The organism is Candidatus Poriferisodalis sp., from assembly GCF_965208485.1.
GTDB lineage: Bacteria > Actinomycetota > Acidimicrobiia > Acidimicrobiales > Poriferisodalaceae > Poriferisodalis.
Window position 1 is genome coordinate 3,163,154 of sequence record NZ_OZ242344.1, and the last position, 23,577, is coordinate 3,186,730.

Here is a 23,577-nt window from a genome sequence, read left to right on the forward strand (position 1 = left end):
AATCGCGACCAAGGAGCACCTTCATGACCACCGCTCGCGGAGCCTTGGAAGTCACGATGGAGGCCGAGCCTCCATTTCTCGAGCGGGACGGGAACCAGATCACTCGCATCACCGTGCGCAAGGAATTCGCCGGCGACATGGTCGGTGCGTCTGAAGCCCAGATGGTCGCCGCCCGCACCGGCACCCCCGGCTCGGCCGGCTACGTCGCGATCGAGTACTTCACAGGCTCCGTCGCGGGGAGATCAGGTTCCTTTGTCCTTCAGCACAGCGGGATCATGTCCGAGGGCGACGCGGAACTCGCCGTGAGGATTGTTCCCGACTCCGGCACCGGCGAGCTGACAGGCATTTCGGGCACCTTGGAGATCGACAACACCGATGGGAAACACTCATACGTTCTCGACTATGAGCAGACATGACAACGCGCTGCGTGGTTCTCCCGCGGGGGATCAACGTGGGCAGGCGCAACCGGGTCCCCATGGCCGATCTGCGCCCCAAGCTGGCGGAGGCCGGCTACGCCGATCCCGTCACGATCCTCCAGAGCGGCAACATCATCGTCACTGCCGAGGTCACCGCCGACCAGCCCGACCAGCCCGGCCGGCCCAGCACCGCCGCCGTGGCCGTCTCCGTCCAGCAGCTGTTGGCCGACGAGTTCGACGTCCACGTGCCCTGCGCCGCCCGCGCCGCCGCCGAGATCGAAGCCATCCTCGAACGCAATCCCCTCGGCCACGTCGCCGACGACGGCTCCCGCTACCTGGTCAACTTCCTCTCCGAAGAACCGAGCCCCGACGCCGTCCGTGAGCTCGTCGACGCCGACCACAGCCCCGAGGTCGTCCACATCGAGGGCACAGAGGCCTACGTCTGGGCACCCGACGGCATCAAGGCGCTGCGCCTGTCGTACTCGCATCTCGAGCGACACCTCGACGTCACCGCCACCGCCCGCAACTGGAACACGCTCGAACGCATCGCCGCCAAGCTCTAGCCGCCCAGCACTAGATGATTAGGGTCCGCCGCGTCTTAAGTCGCGTGATCCGCTCACGCATTTCCGCAGGTCAGAGACCTGCGCATGGGGGAGAATCACGCGACTTGACTGATGGCGGACCGTTAGTCGTGTTTTAGTGTCCGTTGCGCCATCATGGGGTCTTGGTCGATGATCGGAGCCTGGGTGGGTGTTCGACGGTAACGGCCGGTGGTGCTGAGCGACGGTGAGCGCGAGACGCTGGTGCTGCTATGTGCAACGAGTTCCCCACTCGGGACACTAGGCCGCGTGGATCAGCGGAGCGGCTGTCAGCCGATTTCGTTCGAGCCACGCGGAAGCTCAGTGACGCCGCAGGTCTGCGCGGTGCTGCCGCCGACGCAGGCTTGAGCGTTTCCGCAGGACAGCGCCTGTTTCGCTGATGCTCTTGTCTGGTTCGCTCGGTGTATATGCTGCACCGACACTGCACCGATGCCGGTTCTTCGGAGCCGTTTACTCCAGAAGAGGGAACTTGAGCATGGACCGCTACCCCCCCCCCCCCCCCAATGAACGCGGGCAGGCGCCGGTTCGCGGCGGCGGTGTCCGTGCAGGTGCTCGTGGTCGCGGCCGTGGCAGTTCTCGGGCTGGGCGGGTCTGCCGCTGCCCAGTCGGTCTCGATGTGCTCGGGCACCGCTGCGGTGTCGAATTCCGCCACTGACACCGGCCTCATCGCCGACTGCGACAATCTGCTAGCCGCGAAGTCAAAGCTCGACACATTCAGTACCCTGAACTGGAGCACTTCGGTGGCGATGTCCAATTGGACCGGCGTCATCGTCTCGGGCAACCCCACCCGTGTCACCCGCCTCCAGCTTGGTGGAGTCTCGATTCACGGCGAGATTCCGTCTCAATTGGGCAATCTCGCCAACCTCACCCATCTCTGGCTGTACAACAATAATCTGACGGGCGAGATTCCGTCTCAATTGGGCAATCTCGCCAACCTCACCCGTCTTGACCTGAGCGGCAATGCTCTGACGGGCGAGATTCCGTCTCAATTGGGCAATCTCGCCAACCTCACCCGTCTTCGGCTGCACGACAATGCTCTGACGGGCGAGATTCCGTCTCAATTGGGCAATCTCGCCAACCTCGTTGTGCTTCGGCTGCACGACAATGCTCTGACGGGCGAGATTCCGTCTCAATTGGGCAATCTCGCCAACCTTACCTGGCTTTGGCTGTACAACAATAGTCTGACGGGCGAGATTCCGTCTCAATTGGGCAATCTCGCCGACCTCACCGAGCTCTTGCTCTCCAACAACGACTTGACAGGTTCGATACCGCCTGAACTGGAAAACCTCACCAACCTCACCAGTCTCACCCTGTACGGCAACAATCTGTCGGGATGTGTTCCTGCCGGGTTTGCGAGGCTGGGGTTGGTGACGGGTCCGCAGGGCTGGCAGCAACTCGGTCTGAGCACATGCGTTTCCGACGTCGGCACCCCGCCGCCCGGCAACATGCCCGGCAACATGGGCGGCACCCCGCCGCCCGGCGACATGCCCGGCAACATGGGCGGCACCCCGCCGCCCGGCAACATGCCCGGCAACATGCCCGGCAACATGGGCGGCACCACGGATGTGATGTGTTCGGGCACCGCAGCGGTGTCGAACTCCACGACCGACACCGGTCTCATCGCCGACTGCGGCATCCTGCTCGACGCTCAGTCGACGCTCATCGGCGCCAGCACCACAGCGTCGCTGAACTGGAGCACCTCCGTGGCGATGTCCAGTTGGGACGGCGTCACCGTCGCGGGCAGCCCTCCCCGCGTCACCGAGCTCTGGCTGTACGACAACGATCTGACGGGTTCGATTCCGCCTGAACTCGGCGACCTCGCCAGCCTCACCGAGCTCTGGCTGTACGACAACGATCTGACGGGTTCGATTCCGCCTGAACTCGGCGACCTCGCCAGCCTCACCGAGCTCTGGCTGTACGACAACGATCTGTCGGGTTCGATTCCGCCTGAACTCGGCGACCTCGCCAGCCTCACCGAGCTCGACTTGTCGCAAAACGATCTGACGGGTTCGATTCCGCCTGAACTCGGCGACCTCGCCAGCCTCACCACGCTCCGGCTGTACGACAACGATCTGTCGGGTTCGATTCCGCCTGAACTCGGCGACCTCGCCAGCCTCACCACGCTCCGGCTGGACGGCAACAGCCTGTCGGGTTCGATTCCGCCTGAACTCGGCGACCTCGCCAGCCTCACCGAGCTCTGGCTGGACGGCAACAGCCTGTCGGGTTCGATTCCGCCTGAACTCGGCGACCTCGCCAGCCTCACCGAGCTCTGGCTGGACGGCAACAGCCTGTCGGGTTCGATTCCGCCTGAACTCGGCGACCTCGCCAGCCTCACTAGGCTCATCCTGTACGACAACGATCTGTCGGGTTCGATTCCGCCTGAACTCGGCGACCTCGCCAGCCTCACCGAGCTCTGGCTGAACGACAACGATCTGTCGGGTTCGATTCCGCCTGAACTCGGCGACCTCGCCAGCCTCACCACGCTCCGGCTGGTCGGCAACAGCCTGTCGGGGTGCATTCCTGTTGCGTTGACGAGCCTGCTGAGCGGGCAGCAGCTCGGTCTGAGCGTGTGCGGTGTCGGCAGCACTGCCAGGACCAGCAACATTGTCACCACCGTCAGCACCGGTGGTTTTTCTGGTGGCGGTGGTGGCGGCGGTCTGGATGTGGGTGTGGCGACGTTGGTGGTGGCTGATGGGTGGAGTGCTGCTGATGTGGGTGTGGCGTCGGTGCTGGCGGCTCGTGAGGGCGGCGCGGTGGTGTATGCCGCTGAGGGGGGGCTGCCTGCTGAGGTGGGGAGGCTGCTGAGGGATTCGCTGCCGGCTGAGGTGCTGGTGGTGGGCGGCCCGGCGGCGGTGCCTCGGGCGGTGCTGAGCGAGATTCGTGCGGCGTCGAGGGATTCTGATGTGCGGCGGGTGTCGGGGTCGGATCGTGTCGCGACCGCGGCGGCGGCGGCGCGGCGTGTGCTGGGCGGCGCTGCCGGCGGCGGGGTCACGTTCGTGATAGCGAACGGCTGGTCGCCGCCTGATGTGGGCGTGGCGGCGGCGCTGGCGGCTGCCAGCGGGGACCGCGCGGCGGTGCTGTACACCGGCAGCGGCGCGTTGGCTGAGGAGTCGGCTGCGCTGCTGCGCGAGTACCCCACCGAGGAGGTGGTGGTGGTGGGCGGTGAGGCGGCGGTCAGCGCGGCTGCGCAGCAGCGGGCCGCTGACGCGGCGGGCGGGCAGGCGAGCGTGTCGCGTGTGTCCGGCGCTGATCGTGTCGCGACCGCGGCGGCGGCGGCGCGGCGTGTGCTCGGCGATGCCGAGGACGCCGCGAGGGTCACCTTGGTGATAGCGAACGGCTGGTCGCCGCCTGATGTGGGCGTGGCGGCGGCGCTGGCGGCCGCCAGCGGCAACGCGGCGGTGGTCTACACCGAGGCGGAGGCGCTTTCCGATGCCGCGGAGGCGCTCATCGACGAGTACGAGCCGGTGTCGGTGGTCATCGTCGGCGGCCGCTCAGCGGTCAGCGACGAGGTCCGCGACGCGGTTCGCGAAGCCGCGCCCGACAGTGTCGACATCGAGCGCATCACCGGCCAGACCCGCACCGACACTGCCGCCCGGGCAGCCCGACGCATTCTCGCCCAAGACTGACCCCGCCCCGAGACCCCCAAGACTGACCCCGCCCCGAGACCGGCGCCGCCGCCGTCGAGGCTTGGGCGCACATCTGCAACGAGCACACCTGCAACGAGGCTTGGGCGCACATCTGCAACCCTCCGTCGGCGCCGTACCGCCGACGGACGCCGACGGACTACGGCTGCACCTGACTCACACGCTCGTGTTCGGGGAACGCCTACACGACGGTCGTGCGTGTCCGAGCAGCAGACGGCTCGGACGGACGTCGAGTGGCGTCCGGGTTCCAGCAGCGCAGACTCTGCGCTTCGAGAGGATGGGAGATCAGCAGGCGCCACGACGCGATCAGCGTCTCGGGCCGGCCCGTCTGCTCGGTCACCTCGACGGGCGACTGGCTGCCCCGGATGTCGACCTCGGGGGGCTTTGCGCCTGGACCCAGCACCGACCAGTCGACATCTCCGCTCTCGCGGCTCAAGTCCAGGAAACTCAGCGTCGGCACGCCGTCGAGCGCCGGGGCGTCGGGAACGTTGGCGCTGCCCAGCAATTCCGAGAGTCCTCGCACCAGCCCGCCATGCTGCGCTGTGCCTGAGAGATCACCGCCGAGCAGATCGCCGATCGTCTCGGCAGTGACGCGTCGGCGCAGGCCGTCGTCGTCCTCGATGGCGCGGGCAAAGTGCTCGCGTGCTCCCGGCAGCGGTTCTCCGGTGCGGGCATCGCGGTAGCGGACCAATCCCGGCGGCGTGTGGTCGGCATCTGGTCCGTCGAAGCGTCCGCCGACAGCGGACTCGAAATCGGCACTCCAATAGTCGTGCGCCGATGCGAACAATCTGGAGATCCATCCTGGCTGGACGGCCAGCGCCCGCTCGCGGCGCCGGAACTCGGCCAGTCGCTGCGGAACCGCCGACGCGTGCGCCAACACCATCGACGCTGGGTGCGGCAGTCCCTCCGCTTCGAGGCGAGTCCGTGATTCGGGCGAACCCGCGCTGTAGGGGCGGTGCAGCATGGTGGCGATGATGCGTGCGTGATCCTCGAATTCCACCGACGCCGAGCAGAGCCGCGCCAACTCGACGGCAGAGTGCCGACCTGCCGCCTCGTGCCAGCGTCGCTGCCGCTGCAGGTCGTAGTGCCGCAGCGACACCGTTCCTGTGCTCAGCGCCCGGGCCATCAGCACGATCGCCAATGCGGACAGCACGGCGAGACCGATGGCGGCCTCGATCGCCGGCGCTGAGGAGCGAGTGTCGAAATCGCTCGAGCCGGCAAGCCGCACGACCATGCCGATGGCACCGGAGAGGCGCTCGACCAGTATCACTGCGACAATGAGCATGAGCGATGCCAGCCAGCGGCGCGCACGGTGCAGAGCGGCTGCTTCCTTCGCTGCCCGCTCGTAGGCCGAGTGCTCGAGGTTCGGGGAGCGCACATGCTCGAAGCAATGTGAGAGAGCTTCGTCCATCGCACTGCTCAAGCCTGCGCGCACGCGTCCGAGCAGCGAATCGTCGACGGCGGGTGCAGCGTCGTGCGCCTCGTCGTGTGCTTCGTCGATCCGTCTGTCGGGGGATGCCCTGCCGCGTCCAGCCGACGCGGCGGACGAGTCCAGTGCATCAGCCGCATCAGCCGCCGACGCTGCGGGTCTGTCGGTCCGGCGAACAGCCATGTCAGGCGACGCGGCCGGCGCAGGCGACGCGGTTGGCGCAGGCGATGCACTGGGGCCGGCCGACGCGGTTGGCGCAGGCGATGCACCCGGCTCAGACGGATCCGCCAGCGCCACCCACCCGAGAGCCGAACCCATCCACCCGACAGTCCGGCGCACCGGCTCGGACGGCTCGACCGAGCCTGAATCAGCATCCGAGCCGGCCGACCCCGACTCGGCTGGGCTTGGCGGATCTTGCTGTGCAGCGGTTTCGGCATCGACGGCTGGGCTTGGCGGATCTTGCTGTGCAGCGGTTTCGGCATCGACGGCTGGGTCTGGCGGATCTTGCTGTGCAGCGGTTTCGGCATCGACGGCTGGGCTTGGCGGATCTTGCTGTGCAGCGGTTTCGGCATCGACGGCTGGGTCTGGCGGATCTTGCTGTGCAGCGGTTTCGGCATCGACGGCTGGGTCTGGCGCCGTCGCCGGCACCGGCGGCTCGGCCGAACCCGACTCGTGGTCGGCGGGCATGCCCGGCACAGGACCGCCAAGCGCAGCCGGAGCAGGAATGCTGTCGCGCGGATCCGCGGCGATGCTCGCTGGGTCGGGCCACAGCAGGCGCGATCGGCTGCTGTCGGTCAGCAGCGTCACGTCTGCAGACAGCTCCGAAGGCGCGGCGCCACCGTCCACCAGGCTGAAGGCCAGCATCCGCAGCGCCCCCCAGCGGACCGGTTCCGCCGGTGTGCCGCCGATGAGATCTGACAGCCCCGAGCGCTCGAGCTCTCGCGCGAGCGCCGACGCCTGCTCTGCTGAGCTGCCCCGAACGCGGCTGGGCCAGGTCTCGAGTCGTGCCCGCAAGTCCTCGAGCTCTTGTTCGGCTTCGTTGGTCTCCGAGAGCGGTTCCACGCCCTTGAGCAACGCTCGCCACGCGGCGCGCCATCGCAAGCCGAGCGACGTTCTCGAACGCGGCGCAGGCGTGAACGGCTGGCAGACGAGACCGAGGCTTTCGCAGATCTCAGATGCGGTCCGCGGCGGAGGAACTGCTCCTGCCTGCGCTCGTTCGGCGTGGGAGTCTTCCGGCAGAGGCCAAGGAGGCGCAACCGGCAGCAGCCCCTCAGATGCCTCGCTGAGCAGCGGCCCGGCGAACACCACGCGCAGCTGGGGCCGCACGATGCGCACAGACTTGACGGTCGCGTCTCCCCGGTCCGGCTCGACTCGGATCGCAGGCGTGAACGTCCAGCCGCCCACGGCGGTGAGTGCGGTCATCGCACACAGCGTCGCTCGGTCGGCGCGTCGGAGATCGCCGCGAACGGAGCGGGACGGCAGGCTGCCGTCGGTGATGACCTCGCGGTCGTGGATGAGATGCATGTCCCATTGAGGCGAGAATGCCTCGTATCCCACGAAGGCGTCGTCGTCGAGGATCGACACCGTCAGCGAGCGAACCCGGACGTCGAGCGAGCGGTACCGCCTGCTGATGCTCTCGAGGACACGTTCGTCGTCGCCGAACAGCCGCTCAGCATCGAAATCAGGATCGCCGATGTCGGGACGCAGCGAGATGATGACTAGCTGCGGCGTCCTGGCATGGTCGAGCGCTCGCAGGAATCCCACCCGGCCCCAAGTGCCCGAGAGGTTGCCCTCGCAGGCGGCCTCGTCGCCGGCAGCGGCGAGCGAGTCACGCGGGCACAGCAGCACGTCTCTCAAAAGCCCGGCTTGAGACCAGGCTCGCAGTGCAGGCGCCAGGACGGACATGTCGTCGGTGACGACGATCATCAGCGACCTGCCGCTCGCAGCGATGTCGCCGCCGCTGTCTTCCGTGTCCGGCGCGGACACGCTCATGCGGTCGGCGCCTCGTCGAAGTCGAACCGGTCCGCAGCGCTCATACAATCGGCGCCTCGTCGAACCGGTCCAGAGCGCTCAGCACGTCTCGGTAGCACAGCAGCGACTCGTCCACGATCTCCAGCGTCGGGATGGTGCCGTGGACACGTCCGTCGCGAGGCTTCGCTTCGCTCCCATGGCCCTTGAGCGGCTCGGAGTCGATCTGCTCGAGCCGCTTGATGTTGGCGGTCAGGTACGTCCGGGCTGAGGCAATGCGCTCGGCTGTGTCCGCCCCGGCCGCGCGGGGCTGATCCACCGCGGCCAGCGGCGAGCGGCCCGTCTCGAGCCATTTCTGGGCATCGCTGTGCAGGCTGTTCATGGATTGACCGAGGCGGTGCAGCTGTGCATAGGCGGCGAACGCCGCTTCCTTGTCTCGTTGCACGAACGCGAACCCCAAGGCGATCGATTCGAGCAGCCCGGCGAGCACGTCGTCGGGCTCGACCTGCGTGAGCATCGGGTGGGGGAACTCGAGCGGCCCGGATTCGCTGCTGATCAGAATGGGTCGGGAGCTGTCGGTGGTGATGTAGCCGCACAGGCGTGCAGTCGCGAAACCGCGGATCATCGCGTACCGGCTGTCGCGCGGCAGCGGTACGAACTGGTCGAGCCGGCGCGTGCGGCGCCAGAGCCAGAATGCCGCCTGCATCTCGGCCCGGTTCGAGTTGGTGCCCATGACCGCCTCCGCCACGGGGTCGGTCACCGACGCCACCGTGATCGGGTGGACCGGCCTCTGGAGAAACGACGAGATCAGCACCGAGGAGGCGTCGTCGTTGGCCACGCCGAAGTTCTCCGCCCCCACGATCTGCTCGGCCAGTTCGTGCGCCGGATGCTCGTCGGGCAGCGGGAAGGGAGCGCAGATCAGCTCCAGTCCCACATCGGACGCCGTGGTCCCGTCGGCGTAGATCTTGCTGTGGACGCCGTGGTCGATGCGCATCAGCGGCGCCGACTGCCGCATGGCGTCCTCCAGCGACGTCCTGAAACGGGCCAGGCGCTCTGTGTGATCGGGGCGGGCACGCTCGGTCACGGGGTCGCGCTCGGCGAGATACGCCCCGAGACCCTCCTTGACGACACGGGCGAATCGGGATGCCGGCCGCTGTGTCCACGACTGCACCCGGCTGGCGATGGCTTCGACGTTCACATCGCACTGGAAGTTCGCGACGCTGCTGTGCGTGGGAGACCAGGTGTCGTGCGCCGGACGCATCAGCGGCGGCGTGTGGTCGTCGCCGGCGATCAGCACGAACCGCGCTGCGTTGACGGGCGTCAATGCAGCGGTGCGCTCCGAGACCGCCTCCGAGCAGAGATCGTTCAGCAGGGCCGGCCACGACTCGTGCGTCTCGAGCGGGTACTCCACGCTCGAAGGCCGGTAGGCGGGCGGCACGCCGGCGCCGTCACGAGGCCACGTCTCCACCGCCGCATCGGCCAGCGCATCGCTCGCAATGGCAATGGCCTGGCGCAGGCGATCCGACGCTGGATGAAAGACACGGTGAGCGGTCGCTTCGAGCGAAGCGGCGGCCATGTCGAGCCGTTCGGCCAGCCAGCGCCGCGCGATGCCGCGGGCCAGCAGGTCCATCGCCTGGGTGACGGGCTCAGAGTCGCCGGTGAGCCTCCTGCCCTCGTGCTCGAGCCGCGTCAGCGCCTCCGAGAGCGATGCGTCGGATTCGCTCTGCTGCTCGCCCGCTTCGCGGCGCAGCATCTCGACTTCCTTGTTGAGCGAGCCGATGGCGACGTCGACTGCGCTCTTGGCAACCCACAGCGACGTCCTGGCCACCAGAGCGGAGATGGCCTCGCAGGTCGCCATCACCATGTTCGTGCCCCACGGTGTCGCATTGAACGCGTGCGCTCTCGCGAGCGACTCGTCCCGACGGGTGCGGGCTGCCCGGCGAAGCCAATTGCTCCACTCGGCGCCGGTGCCCTCGTGGATGGGCGAGAACTCGTTGCGGAATGCCGTTTCGATGCTCCGCCGCTCGTCGCGAACGTCCTCGTCGTTCGCGAACGCCGAGCGGACGGTGCGCGCGCCGCGGTGCTCCGCCGACGGCGAGGGCGCCTGCACCAGCGACGAGGCAGAATCGCCGAAGGTCAGGTGGGGGGCGGCCAGCCTGCCGAGATGCCCGACGAGCGCCTTCTCGGACTGGCGGTCTCCTCCGGGCCGCACGTGCTCTTCGCGCAGATGGCCGCGCACGAGCGCCTCGAGCGTCTCGCGGGCGAGCAGGTCGTTGGCCCATTGCTCGAACCGGTCGCGGCCCACCGAGATCGTCGCGGCCCCGAACGAGGAGACGACCCCGGTCTGGTGCTCCTGGCCGAACGGGTAGCCGCCGTGGTTCGTGGCCCGGTCGCTCCAGTTGGTCGTCACGAACGCGTGGACCCGTTCTTGGACAGTGCGGTTGGTCACCCAGTTCGCCAGCGACTCGCCGACCGAGCGGTACACCGCCGCCGCATCGCCCAGATCGCCGCCGTGCAGCGAGCGTCGCCCGACCAGAAAGGTGGCGTGAGGGCCGCGGCCCGGCAGGTTGCGCGACCCGGCCCACAGCGGGAGCGCATCCTGGACCGTGTCCCAGTAGACGTTCATGGTCTCGCAGATCATGCCGAGCGAGTTTCCGGCCATCGAGCGACGCATGCCGTCGTACTTCGGGTCGTCGAAGATGTCGGGCGTGAACAGCACCAAGGACGGGAACTGGCCGTACTGGTGGCTGTTGCGAATGATCTCGACCACGTCGAGCGCCACGCCCGCGCCCGTGCCGCCCGCCATGGACGCGCAGACCACGACCAGCGGCGTCGGGTCGTCCCCGCCGGCCGCGATGGGCACGCGCAGCAGTTCGGACACTTCGGCCAAGTCGCCCGAGGCCTGCTCGACTGCCTCGAACGCGCGGGCAATGGGACGCTCGAGCACATGTCGCAGCGACTGAATGCCGGCGAACCGGCCGACGGCCCTGGTGGCGCCGGCGCCGTCCTTGAGCGGCACACGCACTTCGCTCGACCGCGGTCGCCAGCCGATCAGTTCCCGGTAGGTCGAGTCGTCCGCTGGGCGGTGCCGCGCCAGGACGGCCTGCTCGAGCTGCTGGTAAGTGTGGAAGTGCGGCGACAGCGAGTGATAGTCGGACTGCGGGAGCAGCGGGATCTCCGAGGGATCTTCTTGCTGGTTGAGCGTGTCGAGTCCGAGGAAAACCCAGCCGCTCGGCAGATCGCGCTGCCAGCCGGCATGACGCAGACGTCGCTCCACAGCTTCGCGGACATAGCGGATCGCCTTCTGGCCGGAGCCGCCGCATCCGATCAGAATCGCAGGTCTCAGCATGTTGCGTTCTCCGTCGTCGTCGGTCGAGTCGTCGGCCGTGTGGGGTCGTGCTGTGTGAGGATGGGCCGCACAGCGCGCTCGCTCAGCGTACGTCCGGGCTGTGTACGTCCGGGCTGTGTGCGTCCGGGCCGGTCAGCAGACCGCCGTCAGGCACGCGATTCGACCCCGCCGTCGCCGCTGTCGTTGGGGTCGTTGCGGTCGCTGTCGTTGCGGTCGTTGCTGGGGTCGTTGCTGGGGTCGTTGGGGTCGTTGTCGTTGGGGTCGTTGCTGGGGTCGTTGGGGTCGTCGCGGTCGCCGTCGCTGGGGTTGCTGGGGTCGTCGCGGTCGCGGTCGCGGTCGCCGTCGTTGTTAGGGTCGCTGTCGGAATCGGGGGAGGCCCGGTCGCCGTCGCCGAGCTGCGCATCGGGGGAGGCGCCTTCAGGCAGGTCATCGAGCGGGTCGGCGAGCGGGTCGGGTCTGCTCGCCCGCTGGGCGGTCATGTCCGCGGACACGTCCGCCAGCGGATCGGACCGGCCGCCGAACGGGTTGCGGGCGCCCGTCGGGGCCGACGAGAGCGAGACGGTTTCATCCTCGCTGCCGTCGCCGAGCCCGGGCGGCTGCACATCGGCGCTGTCCGGCAGGAACTCGAGCCTCATGCACGCAGCGGCGGCGCGCTCCGCTGCTTCCTGGATGCGGCTGTTCGCCTCTTTCTGGTCGTCTGGCAGATCCCAGACCACCAGCGCCGCCGATGCATCGAGCGCCTGTGCCCTGCTGAGAGCCCATCCCTTGTGCAGGCTCTCGCCGACGATGCCGCGCTGCGCCCTGTCCTGGTCCTGGTCGGAGAGACACTCGCCTGCGGGCCCGGAGGCGGTGATCAGCGCCTGTCTGCCGCGCAGGGCGGTCCGCCAACTGCTGCGCAGGCGCACTGCGCCGACGGAAGCCATCGATGCCGACCGGGTGAGCTCGGGCACGAAGAACAGCTCGTTCTTTGCCGGCTGTACCGGTGTGCCGTCGAGCCGTTCGAGGATCCCGTCACGCATGCAAACTCTCGTCTCGAAGGCTTGATCGTTGCTCAGGCTATCCCACTTGCGCAGTTCGAGGGCCGTGAGGAAGCGTGCGACGAGCGCCACGGCCACGATCCCGACAAGGAAAGCCATGAACCAGCGCCACGTCTCGCCCGGGGCGGCGACGCGGATCTCCAGGCCGTCGACCGGCATGCGGATCCCCATCGGCCCGAAGCGCGCAGGATCGACGGCGAGGCCCTGCGCGCGTGCCTCGTCGACGAGGCGTCCGGCTTCGTCGAGTGTCGACGTGAGATTGAACGTGAAGGAGGCGACGGCATCATGTTCGACGGCGGGCTCGACGCTCAGCAGCGGGCACGATGCCACGACGGTTCCGGGCGCAGCGGGCACCGCGCATTCCCATTCGCCGTCCCAGGAGACGGCGACAGGCTCGCCGTCGACGGTCGCCTCGACGGAGGCCAGCACCAGCCTGCCGCTGCGCGACCCCGGCGCGGGCTGCACCCGGAACTCCCCGGCCGGCGTCAGCGGCGTCTGGTGCGTGAGCTCGACGGCACGGACTCCCGGATGCAGCCCGCTCTCCTCCTCCCAGGCAGCAGCGGCGATCGTCACGGCGATCTGCTGGTGCGCTCCCGGCACCGGCCAGGCGATGTCGGTCTCGTCGCCCCAGTCGACCAGCTGCACCAGTTCGGCGCTGAGCTGGACCGTGCCAGCGGTGGAGCGCAGGTAGTCGTCCATGCGAGGCACCGATGCGAGCCGCCCGATGATGTCGTCCACGTGCCACGCAAGGTTCGCGATGCCGAACCCCGGGGTCGGTCCGATCCTCCAGCCGTGCAGTTCTTCGCCGGGCGCGTGCACGGCGAGCCGCACATGGCCCCGGAACGGCTCGGCGGTGCGCGGCAGCGACACCTGACCTTCCAGCCGGCCGTCGGCCCCGATGACCGGGCCGAGCCCCGGCAGGCCTTGGGTGGTGATGACCGGATCGGGCGGCGTTGCCCGGGCCCGGTCGGTCTGCTCGCCTTGGAAGATGATCTTCCATGTCCCCTCCCATGCCCAGTCGTCGCCGGCGACGAGGCGGGAGAATTCGGCTGCTTGGTGGCCGCGGAGCTTCTTCCAGTTGGCGGTGGCCGACGAGAGGAGCAGTCCTGTCGGTCGGTGCAGCTCCTCCTCGTCCGGGAAACGCACTTCTGCGGGCGTGTCCTCGTTGGGCCTCAGCAGAAAGATCCGGACCTGCTCGGGATCCTCCAGTGCCTTCAGGTCGATGAAGATCTCGAATGCCTGCGTGTCGGCTTGGAGAGCGAAAGGGAACTCGCACTGCGTCAGCGAAGCCGCAGCGGCGTTCTCGATGACCCTGCACGGCGAGGTGGGCGCCGGCTGCTCGATGGCTTCGAACGTGTTGTCGGCGATGGTGTCGCGGAGCTGGTCGGCGAGCATGCCCACATCGTCGACGTTGATGATCCGGCCTGCCAGCGGATGGGGGCAGTCGATGTCGCTGCGATCGTAGAGGCGGAGCAGCGTTTCGGGAACAGGCGCCGAGTCGCTCGCGGAGAGGTGGATGGCGGTGACGGTCACGCCGTGGGCCCTCAGGCGGGCCGCAGCGCCGTCGGCCGTGCAGAGCCGGTCGATCTGGCGCGACTCTTCGGGGGTGACGAGCCGCGACGTGCGTGCGACGGTGTCGTGGGTGCCGTCGGTGAACCAGAAGACCTGCTTGCAGATGCCTGCGGGCGCCTCGTCGAAGCGGCTCAGGATGCCGCCCAGGGCTTCGGCGTAGTCGGTCCGGGTGCCGTCGTGGCGTCGCGCGGTGACGTCGATGCGCTCGCGTTGGCGTTCGGCGGCGGCGTTGTCCTCGTCGCTCAGGCTGAGCCAGTCGCCCGCGTCGTAGCCGGCGGCGAAGCTGTCGACTGCCACGCTCAGGTCGACTTGGGGGTACTGCTGTTGGAGGCTGCGCAGCTCGTCGAGGGCCAGCAGGCCTCCTTCGCGGCGCCGCGCCTGCGGGTCGCTGTTGCGGAGGCTGCCGCTGATGTCGAACAGCATGATGAGGCGCAGTTGCTCGTCGGCTGAGCACTGTGCGTCGGTCTGTGCGTCAGCCTGCGTGTCGGTCTGTGCGTCAGCCTGCGTGTCGGTCTGTGCGTCAGCCTGCGTGTCGGTCTGTGCGTCAGCCTGTGTGTCGGCCTGCGCAGCTGCGGGCGGCGGCCACGCTGCGAGCACGGTCGCCGCAGCGAGCACTGCTGCCGCGGCCGCCAGCGTGAACCGCAGTCCGCGCGCTCGCGAATTCGCCCCGGGGAACCCGGGCACGCTGCACGCGGCCGGCAGCCGCGTCGCCGGCTGTGCAATGCCTGCCTGCATCCCCGCTGCCGGGGTTCGCCGATGGGCAGCGCCGCTCACAGGGCGACTCCGGCGGCGGCGTTCCACGCTGCGACGACGGCGGCTGCGAAACCGATCGGCCGCAGCAGCCTGCACAGCAGGCAGATCGGCGACCGCCGCGGGCGCAGAAGACCGCTGCGGCCCTTCAGGTGGCGGCGGGAGATGAGCCACAGCCACCCGTAGGCAGCGAGCGCCGTCAAGTACGTGACGAGCCCGGGCCACCGAATCGAGGCGACCGCCGCGAGCAGCCCCGTCGACACGGCGACCACGGCGGCGACCCGATGCCCGGCCCGCGACGGCGGGGATGCGCGGGGGAGTCGTCCGGTCGGTTCGGCAGGGGAATCGAGCACACCGGCGGCGGCGGTGGCGGTGCCGTGCCAGTCGTCAGCGTCGAAGGGATCTGTCATCGGCGTGTGCAGGCGGCGACGCTGTCGCGGGACATGATCGAACAGCCAAGGGCGGGCGTGCAGGCAAGGCGCCAAGCGCGTCCGCCGACCCGCAGCCTACGCCGCGTGCGCGCGGCTGCCGACTCAGTCGAACTCGATTGCACCCGACGGGTCGGCGCCGGCAGCGCACGCCTGCAGCGGCCTGCGGGGCGACGAGGTGCGCGGTTGGCGCTGCGCGGCCCAATACACTCCCCTTCTTGCAGCACTCCTGCATGCGTCGGGAGGAGGCTGCGCTGACGGGGCCGCTCACTGGCGCCGCAGCACCTCAGCCATCACAACTCCGACACAGAGAGGTCGACGACATGACAGACACCACATGCATGCCCGGCGACACGGCCACGGCCGTCGCCACGGCGCGACGGGTGCCAGACGAGCACAGGCGCCTCAGGCGCGCGGACGACGAGCGTGGGCTGACCACGCTGGAATGGCTGCTGATCGTGGCCGCGGTGGCCGGCTTGGCGGCGCTGGCGGTGGTGCTGGTGCAGAACGTGGTGGGCGACACCTCAGAGCAGATCGCCGGCTCCAGCGCCCGCAAGACCGCCGCCATCATCGCCGCCGACCAGATCATGCGCGACGCCGACCAAAACGCTTCCGAACAACCCCTCGGCGCAAAGAAGTACGACGAATGGGAGCAGCATTACAAGAGCAGATGCGATCGACTGGAGATCACCTACGGGGACGCCGGAATCGCCTCCTACGCCAAGTTCGAGTACACAGTGAAAGACGCCACTGAGTCCGAGAAGAAGGCGCAACAGGATGTCGAGGAAACGGAGATCACGACTTTCGATCCCAATGGCGACAACAACACCGGCACCAACTTCGACGACGACAGTGGAGCTGAAGTAGCCGGCCTGAGAGATGGTGACCCAGCGGCTCAAGCAGCCTTCGCGCACTGCATGGTCAAGGACAAGTAGGACCCCGGACTTACGCTGGGACAGATGACTTCTGCTCCCTCTTGCCAGTGACGATCATTAGGGTGGGGCACCGGCTGGATCAGTCGGTGCCCCAGCGTGCGTCGCAGCGGCCGCACCGCTTGACGGCCGTGCCCTGCTGGCAGGTCGGCGCAGCGCTCAGCGCCAAGAGGATGCGACAATAGGGAGGATGCGCCAATAGGCGCTGACCTGTGGAGACACTTGACTGGCTGCCTGCGGCAACAGCGCTCTGACCTGCGGCTTGGCTGGGCTTTCTCATGACTGGGATGAAATGGCCAAAAGCCATTCCGCCTGTTGGCGCGGCATCTGAGCACCCCGCAGCGGGGGTCGGACTGCGGGCCGTGCCCCCGGGGCATCGCGCAGACCGGGGCCACGCGCAGGAACCCCCGGCGGCACCGGCCACATGCACGGAACTTCCGGCAAGCCGGGCAGAGAGACTCACTATGATGGGCGCGACGTGAGAGTGCTGCGGTGAAGTGGCTGCTGATCCTGCTTGCCGGCGGGGTGCTGACCACCGGCGCGGTGTTCGTCGTGCCGTCGCTCTCGGACGACTTCGGCGACGAGCTCGACACGAGCGACTCGCTGCGCGCAGGCGCTGTCGCCAAGGCTGAGCGCATCGCCGCCCAAGCCGTGGAGGCAGTCGCCGCGGAGGTCGCTTCCGTGCAGTTGACCCCCGAGTTGGCAGCCGACGTGAACGAGCGTGTCCGTCAGGAGTGCGAGCACTTGCAGGTGCTGCACGCCGATCTGGGCCTCGAGTTCCGCTTCGCCGACGGCGTCGCCGAGCTGGGCCGCTGGCGTGTCGAGCCTGCCTGCGAGGCCGTGCCGAGATGACCCGCCTCTGGATTCCAGCGCCGGCGTGCGCCGTTCACCGGCCTCGTCCGCCGATTCGATCGGCACCGGGCTGACCCGTCGCCTGTCCCGCCCGAACGCGGCACAAGCCGCGCCCGGCGCACGGTGGACGGCTGATGAGACTGACCGGCTGTCGTGCGGCGCTCGCAGCGGCCGTTGCGGTGGCGTTCGAGCTGGCAGTCGGTCACGCGTGGGGTCGTTGCGCAGGACCCGTTCATTGTGATTCACGTTGTGCGTTTGTGCGCCAAGTTGTGAGATTGTGCGCCAGTTAGTGTTATCGTTGCTGGCATGAGCAACCTGCTGGGCGAAGACGACACGTCCCAACAGAACCTCTTCACTCCTGATTTCGGGCAGCCGCCGTACTCCTGCGTCGGGCGCGACGACATGCTGCGAGATATCCGATCCGATCTCGGTGCCGGTCCTCGAGATCCACGGTTCACGTCACTGCTCCTCGGACCCCGCGGTTCGGGCAAGACGGTGACGCTCAAAGAGCTGACGCACTGAAGTGCATCTCCAAGACGGTGAGAGATGCCGGCGGCGAGTTCCTCGGTGAAGCGCTGGGCGATCTCGCCGAGGCAGCGGGGCCATTGCCGTTCCGGATGCAGCTTCTGGGCTACTACGCATGGACCGTCTCCGATGCCCCACGCTCCCCCGTCACCGAGGCCGCCGCAGCTCACGCGATCGCCGAGACGGATCGCGACATGCACCGGCGTGTCTTCAGCCCGACATGGCACACGCTGAGCGAGCACGAACAGGCTTTCCTGCGGGCGCTCTCCGAGTCAGGCGGCCAAACGACTCCACGCCAGATCGCGAGTCGAATCGGCAACCGCATCAGCGCAACCTCAATCTCGCGGGCGGAAAATCATCTCGTGAACTTCGGATGCATCACCCACGACCCTGACGGTTCTATCCACTTCGGGCCTGTCATGGCCCTGGAATCCGTCATCTTGTTCGCCGAGCGAGAACGGCAATACGCAGAGGCTGCTCTCCATGAGTCAGCTGCCCGCCGGCACAGCGCAGAGACCGGTGCCCGGCAACAATGCGGCAAGCACATGCCTCGGGCTAACGCCAGGTGCATTCTCCGCGCCGGCCATGCCGGCCGCTGTCGGTCCACCTGGTAGCAGAGGCCGTTCCTGACGTCATCCAGGTTGTTTGCGGCACAATGTGGCTGTAGTCGCACTGCATAATTTGGGGGCTTACATACGATAGTTGACGACACGGCTGTGACCTGCGGAAACGCTTTTCGCATCCAACAACGTTCTTGCTGGTCGCACCGTTGCAGGCAACTACCCTACATAAGCCCCGATACGATGACATCGTGACTATCGCGACGCTGCCGGCCGCGGAGGCGGTTGCGGACACGTCGGCGTGGGCTCCACGGATGGTGGCCCCGCCGGCGAGGCTGCTGCGCGCCTGTGAACTGCCGCGGCTGATGGCTGAGAATGATGGTCGCGGACGCGTGTCCGGCATTCGCCAGTTCATCAAGGACTGGGCTGCCGCTGGTGATCGTCGAGTGGAGATGATCGCTAGTGCACCGACGGCGCACCAGCGGTGGCATCGATTCACCCGCCGCCGTTTCGATCTCGCGCGTATCGCCGCTGTCGTTCATGCACTGTGCGACCGCGACGGCGTGGCAATCCCGACATGGGTAATGCAGCATCGTGCCGGTCGGGCAATGTGCCTGAATGATCGCAGCATGACCGACTCGAAGTGGGACTCGCATATGCGGGAAATTTCGCCTGAGGCGTGCGCCACCCACAATGTGTGGTTCGCCCCCGTTGATCTCGACGACTACAGGGTGCATGGATTCCGCTGATCCAGTCGACAGCGAGGGATTTCGCCTCTTCGATGCCGACGAAATGCTCGGCTACTTGGGAGAACTGGACAGTCTCCTAGAGCGCGAGGGTGCCACAGAATCTGTGCATCTCTATATCGCTGGTGGTGCTGTTATGTCCACCAAGTCCGCCAACCGTGTCACCCACGACATCGATGTGGTGTCTGAGGGGATGACCGACGATGTGAGACTCGCCGCGGATCTCATCAGCAGGCGACACACGGGACTGCGACCCGACTGGCTCAATGACGGAGCGAAACTCAAACGGGTGAACATCCCCATGGAAGCCAGCCGCATCTACAGCGGGAGAGTCCTCACCGTTGACTCTGCAGGTTCTCGCTACATCCTTGCGATGAAGCTCATTTCTGGCAGGCCGGTCGATGAGTCGGACTGCGAGCAGCTCATCCGAGAGCTGGGGATACGCGAGGAATCAGAGATTCTCGACCTCATCGAGCAAGCGATTCCTGAGCGGCTTCGCAAGCCCGGCATGGAATACTTCGCCCTGGACCGGCTTGCTAGAGCCCGCAAGGGAAAGTGGCTGCTGCGCTTCAGGGAGTGGCGCTCACGGCGCACCGCCCACTCAACCCGAACTCGTGCTGCCGCCACGGAGTCGGGCTCTGTATCGACCAGCGAGGCGATAGTCGCTCGTGCTCGCTCAAAGAGCATGACGACACCATCGCGCTACTGCAACGCTCTCCTGCCAAGCGGAACCAGATGTCGCAATCCTCGGCCACGCCAAGGAACCTGCTCGGCAGGGCACTGGCCGGCGTAGACGAACACAGCCGACAGCACTCCCTCGCCGCGCATCAAGCGCAGCCGCAGCGACGACTCTAGGTGTCGCTTCGCGTGAGGTTGTGTGTGCGTGATGCGGAGCTGACCGCAAACGGCGGTGAACGCTCACAGCGTCCGCAGCTGTAGGCCCAGAACGACGTGGCCATCCGTTCCGTGCTGCCAGCGGGAGCTATTCGGCAGGGCGAGGTGCCGCAGCGGGTCGCACCTTGCTGCTTCTGGGTTCGGAGCTGCGCAGGGGCGGCTTGCCGTTGCGCGTGTCTAGTGCGTCTTGGAGGCACCCGGTGGTGCCTGCGGTCCATGACGGCCCCCATCGCTTCTCGTAACGCCAGTAGCGGACGCACTGAACGGCCAGCATCAGCACCACGATGTCGACGCTCACAGCGACTTCGTACCTGACAATAAGCCACAGCGTCGAGACTGCACTAACCACGAATCCGGTACCTTCGCCCTGCAGCAAGCCTGCCAATCGTGCAGTCAGCGTCACCCATGCGGCGAGACCAGCTGTCGGCACGATCAGCAGCAGCGGCCACGCCACCAGAGGTCGGTAACGCCTCTGCCAGCGCGATCTCCAATCCGGGCTCAGCCGCGTCGAGACCGCCGAGGGGACTGTCTCATCGACGCGAATGAGCCAGATTGCGTCATTCGGTACGTCCTTGCGTCTTGGCTGCCATTCGTGCCCGTTCGGAGTGCCCAGCGGGTCGGCGGACTCGACGATGACATACGCCCCTTGGTCGTCTTCTCGGATAAGAACCTGCTGACGCGCGGCTTCGATGAGGTGGCACTGCACGCGACCGCTCAGCTGAGCGAGTTCATCGGGCGTGCAGACCGCGAGCGTCCGTGCCGTCGGACCGTAGGGCCGCGCGATCGACCTGCGCAGGTGCTCAGGATGTTCACTGGGGTGCAGCCTGATCTTGAGCCGAAATCCGCCGAGGAGACGGACCTCGTCGCCGGGCACGTCAGCCGACGGCAACCGTTCGCAAGTTCGGATCACGAACGCTGGCTTGGGGCTGCTGGGCCGGTCCATAACGGAGCGCGCACGGCTCCGCAGCCTCGAGAACACTGAACCCTGCACGCAGCGCTCAATCGGCACCCGGCCGGTTCCACTCGACGCCCACGCGCTGTCCACCGAGGCGGGACGCAAATGAGGCTGGGGTGACCACACGGCACGACTTCGCCCTGCCGCTCGCTGCCGCTCGGCAGGAAGACGCCTTAATGCCCGAGACACCGTCGTTGTGAGCAATACGCCGATCAGCCCAGCGGCGACCTCGGGGGATCCCAGGTACGACCAGAGTCCCGACCACCATCCAAGCTGATCGAGTGGCGGCGTCGCCACGGAATTCTGCACTCCAGCCCCCTGTCGGCGCCATGGATGGAGGCAGGGTAAAGGCTCGCGAGGCGGCCTACAGCGGCTCCCAATAGCCCACTGGCGCTGGTGAGCCGGCCGGTGCGGTGGTGATACCCGGGGCGCAGCTGGGACAGGTCGGCGTGGAGCCGGTTGATCAGCCGGGTGCGCTGGGCGACCAGTTCGCAGCGGTAGCGGACCAGGCTGCGCAGATCCTCGACGGCGCCGTCGGGCCGCGGCGGGGGCAGCGCCGCCTCGCGCAGCCCGACGCGGGCGATCGCCACAGCGTCAGCGGGATCGGTCTTGGTGCGGGTGCGCTGACGGCGGCGGCCTGCCGCTGTCATGTTCGGAGGCACCTCGCGGACCTCGGCGCCGGCGCCGACCAGGACCCTCACCGCGGGGCGGCCGTAGTTGCCTGATCCCTCGACCGCGACCAGATCGGCGTCACAGGCGGCGACCCAGCCGGCCAGCTCGGCGTGGCCGGCAGGGGTGTTCGCGAAGCTGCGGTGCTCCAGCGACCGTCCGAGGCCGTCGACTGCGCAGGCGGCCAGGGTGTCTTTGTGGGTGTCGATGCCCGCCACTGTCATGGGATTCCTCCTTGTCCGGGGCTGTGACAAGCTGGCCTCGGCGGTGCGCACACATGCGTCGGGCCACCACATCGGGGGTGTTCACGCTCCTATCAAGCGACGCCGCCAAGGCAACGAACCGGCGGGGAGACACTCAACTAGAAAGCCACCACCGCAGTCACCCAGCCCGCGGCAGGGCATGTAATGGTGAGTCATCCCCGCCGGCGCTGCCACACCCCGAACCATGACACGCATGCAATGACCATGGACCTTGTTGACGGTGCTGGTCCTGTGATGGGTTGAGCCTCCGTGGCAGTGTGGGATCTGTTGTGATCCCGGCTGCGAACGAAGGCTCAGTGTCGAAGAGTATTTCAGGATCGCCGCGGCAGGGTGCGCTGCGGCTGCGGTTGTCGCCGCGTTCTCGGCTGGTGTTGGTCGAGCGGGTGGCGGCGGGCCGGTCCAAGACGGCGGTGGCGGCTCAGATGGGCTGCTCGCGTCAGGCCGTCGGCAAGTGGGTGAAGCGCTGCGAGGCCGAGGGGGAGGCGGGTTTGGAGGACCGGTCGAGCCGGCCCGCGAGGTCGCTTGGGAGGGCTCCGTTCTGGCGCAACGCGCGGGACTGGTTCAACAAGCTGAACGTCGGCATCGACGCCGTCATGACCGACAACGACCGCAACTTCACCTCGGCAGACTTCGCCGAGAACCGCGCCAAGCATCGCCTCGCCCGCCCCTGTCGGCCCCGAACCAACGGCAAGGTCGAGCGGTTCAACCGCACCATGGCCGAGGAGTTCCTCTACAGCCACAAGTCCCGCTCAGAACCCGACCGCCGCCGACGCCTCCAGAACTGGGCACACACCTGCAATCACCACCGGCACCACACCGCCATCGCAGCCACACCCGCCAACCACGTCAACAACCTCTGTGGTCATTGCATGCGTGTCATGGTTCGGGGTGTGGCAGCGCTGGCGGGGATGACTCACCATTACATGCCCTGCCGCGGTCTGGGTGACTGCGGTGGTGGCTTTCTAGTGGACGCGCACCTCCCACTATCCAATAGACCCGGTGGTACTTATTGGGTTCAGACTGGGCGCCTGTCGCAGGTGTCTAGCTAAACCAGCCGGCCGGGCTCCAGTCGGCCGAATCGCAGAATGCAGCCTGACTTGCTCTGCAGTTCGGGGCGCCCTACGAAGGGTGGCTCCTGTCCACATCGCTCAGTACGTGGCGGACTCGGACGCCGCCCGATAGGACCGTAGATCTTCCGGAGAGAGTTCATCGGGTTCGACCAGCCGGTAGTGGCGTTCGCGCTCAATCGTGATCTCGCCATCGTGCTCGTCGAACTCGAAGAGCGCGATGGCGTCGTTGTCCATGAATTGCGCTGCGATGGGACGCGGCCGCAGTGCGGGGAACTTCTGCTCAGCAACGCGGAAATCCTGCCAAATCTGGATGACACTCAGCGCGTCGCTGCCGCCCTTGGCCTGCACCGGCAAGACGTAGTGGGCACCGTGCTCATCAAGCCCTACGTACAGCTCATCCGTCTCGACCTGCGAGCTGCTTGGCTTGCCGGTGATGGCGTTCTCGGTCGTGACAGACGTACGCAGATGACTCTGCAGAGACGAGCACGCCAGTCCGGTGAACACATCGAGCAGACGGTTGTACCGAACCCGAGCGAGCAATGCCTGCTCGTCGGACATCGCGTAGCTGCTGATGACACCCGGCGTTGCATCCGGCAGCTTCACGACTCGCAGGCCGCTGCGCGGTTTAATCAAGTTCACCGGCACGAGACGCAAGACGTAGACGGCGTTGCCGCCGGGGAAGATTGCCCATTCATGGCCCGGTGGTGCTTCATCCCGGAGGGAGGGCGGGAGGTCCGTGCGGTAGCGCAGCGAATACACGATGTCGCCGATGTTCTTCGGGCGAGCTTCGCTCAGCGCCTCCGCCGCTGCCACGATGTCATCACGAGGAAACGGCACTTCGCGCATGCCGGGCCGGTAGCGATCAGCGAATATCTTGGCGATCAGCCGCTGAGCCAGGGTCTCACCATGCGGTGCCACC

General features: G+C 67.4%; 17 protein-coding genes. 10 read left to right on the forward strand and 7 right to left on the reverse strand.

All coding sequences use genetic code 11. The features are described 5' to 3' along the window. Nucleotides 1–23: 23 nt before the first annotated feature. From ACOGXQ_RS14770 to ACOGXQ_RS14780, 3 genes are all read left to right on the forward strand, one after another. Nucleotides 24–416 (forward strand): DUF3224 domain-containing protein, encoded by a 393-nt coding sequence (locus ACOGXQ_RS14770; protein WP_419944381.1) that lies wholly within the window; start codon nucleotides 24–26, stop codon nucleotides 414–416. Beyond that, complete coding sequence (locus ACOGXQ_RS14775) at nucleotides 413–979, forward strand: DUF1697 domain-containing protein (protein ID WP_419944382.1); 567 nt, start codon at nucleotides 413–415, stop codon at nucleotides 977–979. Before ACOGXQ_RS14770 ends, ACOGXQ_RS14775 begins: the two co-directional genes overlap by 4 nt. A gap of 572 nt (nucleotides 980–1,551) precedes the next feature. Continuing rightward, a complete protein-coding gene (locus ACOGXQ_RS14780) occupies nucleotides 1,552–4,641 on the forward strand; it encodes a leucine-rich repeat domain-containing protein (protein WP_419944383.1) in 3,090 nt (1,029 codons plus the stop codon). Nucleotides 4,642–4,840: 199 nt separating this feature from the next. On the opposite strand, the gene ACOGXQ_RS14785 is transcribed toward ACOGXQ_RS14780, so the two are convergent. The 4 genes from ACOGXQ_RS14785 to ACOGXQ_RS14800 all read right to left on the reverse strand — a co-directional run bounded on the left by ACOGXQ_RS14785 (nucleotide 4,841) and on the right by ACOGXQ_RS14800 (nucleotide 15,174). Then, entirely contained in the window at nucleotides 4,841–8,080 is a 3,240-nt protein-coding gene (locus ACOGXQ_RS14785; protein WP_419944384.1) for a hypothetical protein, read from the reverse strand. A 40-nt stretch (nucleotides 8,081–8,120) separates the two neighbouring features. Continuing rightward, a complete protein-coding gene (locus ACOGXQ_RS14790; RefSeq protein ID WP_419944385.1) occupies nucleotides 8,121–11,405 on the reverse strand; it encodes a tubulin-like doman-containing protein in 3,285 nt (1,094 codons plus the stop codon). Between the two features lie 146 nt (nucleotides 11,406–11,551). Further along, the gene (locus ACOGXQ_RS14795) at nucleotides 11,552–14,788 is read right to left on the reverse strand and encodes a hypothetical protein (protein WP_419944386.1); all 3,237 of its coding nucleotides are present in this window, start codon (nucleotides 14,786–14,788) and stop codon (nucleotides 11,552–11,554) included. Beyond that, the gene (locus tag ACOGXQ_RS14800) at nucleotides 14,785–15,174 is read right to left on the reverse strand and encodes a hypothetical protein (protein WP_419944387.1); all 390 of its coding nucleotides are present in this window, start codon (nucleotides 15,172–15,174) and stop codon (nucleotides 14,785–14,787) included. Before ACOGXQ_RS14800 ends, ACOGXQ_RS14795 begins: the two co-directional genes overlap by 4 nt. Before the next feature lie 341 nt (nucleotides 15,175–15,515). On the opposite strand from ACOGXQ_RS14800, the gene ACOGXQ_RS14805 reads away from it, so the two are divergent. From ACOGXQ_RS14805 to ACOGXQ_RS14830, 6 genes are all read left to right on the forward strand, one after another. Beyond that, on the forward strand, nucleotides 15,516–16,127 hold the full coding sequence (locus tag ACOGXQ_RS14805) for a hypothetical protein (protein ID WP_419944388.1): 612 nt from the start codon (nucleotides 15,516–15,518) through the stop codon (nucleotides 16,125–16,127). Nucleotides 16,128–16,616: 489 nt separating this feature from the next. Beyond that, nucleotides 16,617–16,976, forward strand: coding sequence for a hypothetical protein (locus ACOGXQ_RS14810; protein WP_419944389.1), 360 nt, complete (start codon nucleotides 16,617–16,619; stop codon nucleotides 16,974–16,976). 306 nt (nucleotides 16,977–17,282) lie between these two features. Continuing rightward, a complete protein-coding gene (locus tag ACOGXQ_RS14815) occupies nucleotides 17,283–17,498 on the forward strand; it encodes a hypothetical protein (RefSeq protein ID WP_419944390.1) in 216 nt (71 codons plus the stop codon). Between the two features lie 17 nt (nucleotides 17,499–17,515). Beyond that, entirely contained in the window at nucleotides 17,516–18,115 is a 600-nt protein-coding gene (locus tag ACOGXQ_RS14820; protein WP_419944391.1) for a hypothetical protein, read from the forward strand. Nucleotides 18,116–18,255: 140 nt separating this feature from the next. Continuing rightward, complete coding sequence (locus ACOGXQ_RS14825; protein WP_419944392.1) at nucleotides 18,256–18,810, forward strand: hypothetical protein; 555 nt, start codon at nucleotides 18,256–18,258, stop codon at nucleotides 18,808–18,810. Continuing rightward, on the forward strand, nucleotides 18,797–19,600 hold the full coding sequence (locus ACOGXQ_RS14830; RefSeq protein ID WP_419944393.1) for a hypothetical protein: 804 nt from the start codon (nucleotides 18,797–18,799) through the stop codon (nucleotides 19,598–19,600). Before ACOGXQ_RS14825 ends, ACOGXQ_RS14830 begins: the two co-directional genes overlap by 14 nt. A gap of 189 nt (nucleotides 19,601–19,789) precedes the next feature. On the opposite strand, the gene ACOGXQ_RS14835 is transcribed toward ACOGXQ_RS14830, so the two are convergent. Beyond that, nucleotides 19,790–20,611 (reverse strand): hypothetical protein, encoded by an 822-nt coding sequence (locus tag ACOGXQ_RS14835; protein WP_419944394.1) that lies wholly within the window; start codon nucleotides 20,609–20,611, stop codon nucleotides 19,790–19,792. 257 nt (nucleotides 20,612–20,868) lie between these two features. Next, nucleotides 20,869–21,549: an IS110 family transposase gene (locus tag ACOGXQ_RS14840; protein ID WP_419944395.1), complete on the reverse strand. Its 681-nt coding sequence runs from the start codon at nucleotides 21,547–21,549 to the stop codon at nucleotides 20,869–20,871. Between the two features lie 335 nt (nucleotides 21,550–21,884). On the opposite strand from ACOGXQ_RS14840, the gene ACOGXQ_RS14845 reads away from it, so the two are divergent. Next, a complete protein-coding gene (locus ACOGXQ_RS14845) occupies nucleotides 21,885–22,637 on the forward strand; it encodes a helix-turn-helix domain-containing protein (RefSeq protein ID WP_419944396.1) in 753 nt (250 codons plus the stop codon). Nucleotides 22,638–22,736: 99 nt separating this feature from the next. Here the strand turns inward: ACOGXQ_RS14845 and ACOGXQ_RS14850 are convergent, their stop codons facing one another. After that, nucleotides 22,737–23,576 (reverse strand): endonuclease, encoded by an 840-nt coding sequence (locus ACOGXQ_RS14850; protein WP_419944397.1) that lies wholly within the window; start codon nucleotides 23,574–23,576, stop codon nucleotides 22,737–22,739. Nucleotide 23,577: the final 1 nt, after the last annotated feature.